This window comes from Methanosarcinales archaeon, assembly GCA_014859725.1.
Classification (GTDB): domain Archaea; phylum Halobacteriota; class Methanosarcinia; order Methanosarcinales; family Methanocomedenaceae; genus Kmv04.
Genome location: JACUTQ010000142.1, coordinates 1 through 5951 on the forward strand (window position 1 = coordinate 1; position 5951 = coordinate 5951).

A 5951-nucleotide genomic window follows, 5' to 3' on the forward strand; every position below is an offset into this window, starting at 1 on the left:
TGGTCAGATTCATAGAGAACAACGGCGACCCGTCAGCCTACCTGGAGACCATGAGCGTATCCTATCCAGATCATCCCTTCTGCCAGACCCTGATCACCTGTGAATCAGCTGACCAGTTACTGGAAAAACTCAGATCCCTGGAGCCAAAGCTGCCTGCCCTTTCTGCAGATACAGGAAATGCCTGGCTAGCATACATTAAGTGGTCAATACTTCAATCGGCGCAGATGAACTCTTTTTCAGCATCATCAAACCACACATCCAGTATGTTTGACTCCCGGTTAAGAATTACTTTTATTTTATCCAAATCTGGACACCTTCTTTTATTCTATCAGTTATATATGAAGTTATTATGAATCCTTCATCCTTATTTATTACCACACACATATGGTAGTTTTTATCATGATATGGATATGATATAATCCCAATATCTTTTTGAGATCGATATTTTAAATTTTAGTGAGTGTCAACTTCAAAAAAGAGATCAGTTCCATTTTTCATGATTTTGAATCCTCATTTTTTATGGTATATAAAGTATGATTTTCTCATTAAATCTCGATATATTGAAAGCATTTGATTCTCGAAACAAGGCGAATGGTATCTATGAGTTATAAGAAATATTGTGTATGATTGTGTAATTAATTTTATAAATAAACAATTTTACATAAATGTTATTTCCCCTGGCAGAATTTTTCAATTCAACTTAAAGTATATAAAGGTTTAAATACCCTTATATTTAGTGAGAAATATGGCTAAAATTGACGATCCTAAAAAAACAATTAAAATCGAGAATGTTGTTGCCTCTACTGCCATTGGTACTACTCTTGAACTTACAAAGATCACTATGAAGTTGGAAGGTGCAGATTATAACAAAGCACGGTTTCCCGGTGTAGTGTACAGGACAAAAGATCCTAAGACTGCCGCATTGATATTTGGCAGTGGCAAGATCGTATGCACAGGCGCCAAAAGTATTGCTGATGTACATAACGGCCTGAAAAAAGTGTTCAAAGAATTGCGGGATATGGATGTCGAGGTTATGGAGAATCCGGAGATAATTGTCCAGAATATTGTTGCTTCAGCTGATCTGGGTACTGTGCTCAACCTAAATGCAATTGCCATCGGACTCGGCCTGGAAAATATCGAATACGAACCGGAACAGTTCCCTGGACTGGTTTACAGGCTTGCTGTGCCGAAAGTGGTAATGCTGTTGTTCGGTTCAGGCAAGCTGGTGGTAACAGGCGGTAAAAAACCTGAAGATGCAGATGCAGCAGTTGATAAGATCGTTGAAGAACTGGACGGCCTGGGACTGCTATAAACCAAATGTCTGTTTTTCCAATAACTGACCATCATATGCATTTGGACCCCCGGTTTCAGGGGGTTGAAGCCGCCAAAGCGTTCCAGCGTGCTGGCGGCACACACATTTTTATAGTTTCCAAACCTTCATGGACCATTGGTATTACTATAAACCAACCTGAAGATTACGGGTTGGTATTTGACGAAACAGTCAAAATGGCAGAAGATGTTAAAAAAGGAGGCGTAACTGCTTTTCCTGTATTGGGGGTCCATCCTGCAGCTATCACTAAAATGTACGGCAGGGTGGGGCTTGACAAAACCATTTACCTGATGAGGGCAGGTCTGGAAATGGCAGCAAAATATGTTGAAGAAGGGCTGGCTGTAGGTTTGAAATCCGGCCGTCCCCATTATGAAGTAGAACCTAAATTGTGGGACGCATCTAACGAGTTACTGTTGCACGCTATGGAACTTGCCAGGGATGCAGGGTGTCCATTGCAGTTACATACTGAAACTGCTACACTTGAAAACATCAATGATATTGCAGGTATGGCCAAAAAGGTTGGTCTCTCTCCTGAAAAAGTGATCAAACATTTCGCGCCACCAATGGTAAAGGAATTTGAAAACGTCGGAATGTGGCCCGGGGTGCTGGCAGGAAAAGGTATGATAGAGGAAGCCCTTAAGCAGGGGGATCGATTCCTGATGGAGACCGATTATATAGATGACCCAAAACGTCCGGGAGCAGTACTTGGCCCAAAGACGATACCCCGTAAAACCCTGGCCCTGGCGGAAGAATGGGGTGATGAGATATTTTGGAAAATTCATAAAGAGAATCCGGAAAAAGTATACGGTGTAGAAGTCGAACTACCATAACCTAAATATAGAAGTTTAAACATACGAAAAGCGAATCTCGTTATTAATGAATTAACAATATACTTGTATTATTTATGAAAGGAGGATTTTAATGGCAGGACAGTTAGGCAGTCAGCCAATGGTTATTCTTAGGCAAGGAACCCAAAGAACAACAGGCAGTGAAGCTCAAAGAGGGAATATTATGGCAGCAAAGGCAGTAGCATCTGCAGTGCGCACCACCCTGGGCCCAAAAGGTATGGATAAGATGCTGGTAAATTCTGCAGGTCAGGTAACGATTACCAATGATGGGGCCACCATTCTCGATGAAATGGACATCAAGCACCCCGCAGCGAAAATGATCGTGGAAGTAGCAAAGACCCAGGATGATGAAGTTGGAGACGGTACAACCACGGCGGCAGTACTGGCAGGAGAACTGCTGGCAAAAGCAGAAGAATTGTTGGAAATGAATGTTCATTCCACGACCATCACAGCCGGGTACATGGCAGCTGCAAATAAGTCACAGGAGATACTTGAAGGTATATCTGTCAATGTATCTGACACTGATGAGGATATGCTTATAAAGATCGCTAACACGGCCCTGACAGGCAAAGGCGCAGAATCAGTTAAGGATACATTAGGACATCTGGTGGTCAAAGCTGTCAAATCCATAGCTAAAGAAGGCTTTGAAGGGAAAAAGACAGTGGACATCAAGGATGTGCTGATGGAGCGCAGGGTTGAAGGTAGTATCGATGACAGTGAACTGGTTGAGGGAATAATCATAGATAGGGAGAGGACCCACCAGAGTATGCCGAAAAAAGTCGAAAATGCAAAGATCGCTATTCTTGCCACTCCCATTGAAGTAAGGTCAATGGAGTTTAAGAATGAAATATCATTTACTTCTCCAAACCAGCGCAGAGCCTTCATTGATCAGGAAGAGCAGATGATCAAGGAAGTAGTGGACAAGGTGATAAACAGCGGGGCAAATGCTGTATTCTGTAAAAAAGGCGTGGATGACCTGGCCCGTCATTACCTGGCCAAAGCAGGTATATTCGTGGTTCACAGGGTCAAGGTACGGGACCTGGAACATCTGGCAGAATCTTCCAACGGGAAAATAATAACTAATCTGGATGAACTCACACCTGATGACCTTGGTACAGCAGGGGTAGTGGAAGAGGTCATGGTAGGAAATTCAGAGATGATATTTATCCGTGACCTTCCAAAATCCAATGTGGTATCCATCATTCTAAGAGGCGGTACTGAACAGGTGGTGAATAACCTGGCCCGGGCTATGAATGATGCCCTGAGGGTTGTTGGTGTTGTAATAGAAGACGGCCGTGTTGTAGCTGGCGGAGGCTCACCTGAAGTTGAACTATCACTGCGTATTCGAGAATATGCCGCCCAGTTAACGGGCAGGGAGCAGCTGGCTGTGACCAAGTTCGCGGAAGCTATTGAGATAATACCAAAGACGTTGGCAGAGAACAGCGGTCTTGATTATATTGACAAACTGGTGGAACTTAAGAGCAAACACGAGGCTGGTGAGAAGAATGCGGGCCTTAATATATTTGAGAACCGCGTGGAAGATATGCTGGAAGCAGGTGTAGTGGAACCACTGCGTGTAAAGCTTCAGGCTATTGATTCAGCATCAGAAGCTGCCAGTATGATACTGCGTATCGATGATATGATCGCAGCTACAAAAGAACAGACTGGACCGAAGCCAGTTCCAGGTATGAAAGATTTCGAAATGTAAGTCGTGGGGCCAGGCGGTCCCATTGAATAATTTTTTTAAATAAATGACAAACTCTATTTTAGATACTGCATCCCGAGTTCTGACAGAAGGCCCCATTTGCGATCACTGCATAGGCCGCCTTTTTGCCAATCTTTCCACTGGTCTTACAAACGACCAGAGGGGGGCAGCGATAAAATTAGCCCTGGCTTTAGAGAGTGATCAGAAAAATAAGGACTCCTCTCACGATACACTGCTCAGGCTGCTGGCTCCCAGCAGCATCCATGCCAGAAAAAGCCTGAAAATAAAAGATGTGCAAAAAAAATGCTGGGTTTGCAACGGTTTGTTTGATGAATTGGATACCTGGGCCGAAAAAGTCATAAAAGCAGTTGAAGGATTTGAATTCAATACCTTTGTTGTAGGCACCAAACCTTCAGGACTGCTGATCGAGAATGAAGAGATACTCTGGGCCACATCCCGAACCAGATGGGCAGAACAGTTGAAGACCGAAATGAACAGGGAAGTGGGAAAACGGGTTGAAGCCCTGCTAGATAAAAAGGCTGACATGAAACTACCAGAGATCACAGCTATACTGGATATAACACAGGGAACAGTTGATCTGGAAGTAAGATCATTATTTATTTTTGGAAGATACCGCAAAATAATCAGGGGCATCCCTCAAACCCGCTGGCCCTGCCGGGAATGCGGCGGCAGCGGATGTGAGCGGTGTGGGTTCACCGGACGGATGTATCCTGAATCAGTGGATGAATTGATCCGTCCCGAAGTAATGGCTGCCACTGGTGCAACAGATACAGTTTTTCATGGAGCTGGCCGGGAAGATATAGACGCGTTAATGCTGGGTACGGGAAGACCTTTTATCGTGGAAGCAGTCCAGCCCCTGCGCCGCCGGATTGACCTTACCAGGCTCCAGCACAAGGTGAACCGTCATGCAGACGGTAAAATCGAAGTATTGGGCCTGAAATTTGTTACCCGTTCCGCAGTTGAAGCCATAAAACAGGCAAAAGCAGATAAAGTTTATAGGTTAGGAGTCACATTCAGGACACAGTTATCAGAAGAAAAACTTATATCTGCCTTAGACATACTTTCCAAAAAAACCATAATCCAGAGAACACCCACCAGGGTAGCTCATCGTAGGGCTGATCTGGATCGAGAGCGCAGGATCCAGCATATGGAACTGGAACAACTGTCTCCAGACGGGCAATCGGCTTTAATTAAAGTAGGTTGTCAGGGAGGTCTGTATGTCAAAGAGCTGGTTTCAGGTGACGAAGGACGCACCAGGCCAAACCTCTCAGAGCTGCTTGGTGTGGAATCAAAAGTTGCCGAACTGGACGTAATAGAAGTTAAAGGAATATTCATCTAATTGGAGGATCTAACATTGTCAAAATCACATGGTGAGAGAAGGAAGACCAGGTATAAATTGAAGAAAAACGTCAGAGAAAGAGGACTCAGTCCCGTAAGCCGCGCCATCCAGGAGTTCGAGATCGGCCAGGCAGTACATATCAAACTGGACCCAAGTGTCCATCGTGGAATGTCCAATCCCAAGTTCCATGGCAAAACAGGCAAAGTAATAGGACAGAGAGGCCGTGCATATATCCTGGAAGTATCTGATGGAAATGCGACAAAGCAGGTAATTCTTTATCCCGAACACCTTCGACCTCAAATTTAATATTTGGACGAAATTATAACTGCCCATAACAGGATAGTTTTCATATGTTGGTAAAAGAGATTATTAACGAGGAGATGTTGACCCTCGCAGAAGTAAAAGAGATCCTATTAAAGATCAGAGAGATAAGAACAGAACAGGAAATTGAACTGGGATATGAACTCAGAAGGGCTATTAATCATGCTGAGACATTCGGTAAAACCGATAGTAATGCAGCAAATAAATTAGTTGAGGAGTTGCTAAGACTGGAAAAAATGAAGCCAGAGATAGCATTCCGCCTTGCAGATATTATGCCCACTTCCTTTGATGAGATACGTTCTATCTATGCGAAAGAAAGATTTACTCTTTCAGAAGATGAATTGAATAAAATATTAGACGTTGTCTCTGCAGCATATTAAATTTTTC

At 43.7% G+C, this 5951-nt stretch carries 6 protein-coding genes; all 6 read left to right on the top strand.

The window, feature by feature from the left end:
- Positions 1–754 precede the first annotated feature (754 nt).
- The 6 genes from IBX40_10405 to IBX40_10430 all read left to right on the top strand — a co-directional run bounded on the left by IBX40_10405 (position 755) and on the right by IBX40_10430 (position 5944).
- Entirely contained in the window at positions 755–1312 is a 558-nt protein-coding gene (locus IBX40_10405; GenBank protein MBE0524728.1) for a TATA-box-binding protein, read from the top strand.
- 5 nt (positions 1313–1317) lie between these two features.
- On the top strand, positions 1318–2160 hold the full coding sequence (locus IBX40_10410) for a TatD family hydrolase (GenBank protein MBE0524729.1): 843 nt from the start codon (positions 1318–1320) through the stop codon (positions 2158–2160).
- 91 nt (positions 2161–2251) lie between these two features.
- Positions 2252–3886 (top strand): TCP-1/cpn60 chaperonin family protein, encoded by a 1635-nt coding sequence (locus tag IBX40_10415; protein MBE0524730.1) that lies wholly within the window; start codon positions 2252–2254, stop codon positions 3884–3886.
- A 43-nt stretch (positions 3887–3929) separates the two neighbouring features.
- A complete protein-coding gene (locus IBX40_10420) occupies positions 3930–5243 on the top strand; it encodes a tRNA pseudouridine(54/55) synthase Pus10 (GenBank protein ID MBE0524731.1) in 1314 nt (437 codons plus the stop codon).
- A gap of 15 nt (positions 5244–5258) precedes the next feature.
- Positions 5259–5549: a 50S ribosomal protein L21e gene (locus IBX40_10425; protein ID MBE0524732.1), complete on the top strand. Its 291-nt coding sequence runs from the start codon at positions 5259–5261 to the stop codon at positions 5547–5549.
- A 44-nt stretch (positions 5550–5593) separates the two neighbouring features.
- Positions 5594–5944 carry an RNA polymerase Rpb4 family protein gene (locus tag IBX40_10430; protein ID MBE0524733.1) on the top strand — a complete coding sequence of 117 codons (351 nt, stop codon included), beginning with the start codon at positions 5594–5596 and terminating at the stop codon, positions 5942–5944.
- Positions 5945–5951 lie beyond the last annotated feature (7 nt).